Genomic DNA, 246 nt, shown 5'->3' on the forward strand with positions numbered 1-246 from the left:
CGTCTTGCCGTTGGCCACATTCTGGAAGTCGCCCGTGAAGGAACCGGTCTTCGCGTCCTTGTCCCAGCCCAGGACCTTGTCGTCCTTGTCCTTGTCCTCGTTGTAGTGCTCCACGCCGCGGGCGAAGCCGTCCATGAAGATGGTGACGGTGGGGGTCTCCATGCCGCCATAGGTGGTCACGGTGCCGGTCTCGGTGGCGCCCGCCGCCAGGGACCCGGCCAGGAACGCCGCCCGCGCCGTGGCGGA

At 67.9% G+C, this 246-nt stretch carries 1 protein-coding gene; it reads right to left on the reverse strand.

The genetic code is table 11. The features are described 5' to 3' along the window. Positions 1-246: BMP family ABC transporter substrate-binding protein (locus KVS67_RS12595; protein WP_217565507.1), on the reverse strand; the 246-nt coding region annotated here is incomplete at both ends.

It is taken from the genome of Micrococcus sp. GbtcB5, from assembly GCF_019091605.1.
In the GTDB taxonomy this organism is placed as follows: Bacteria; Actinomycetota; Actinomycetes; order Actinomycetales; family Micrococcaceae; genus Micrococcus; species Micrococcus luteus.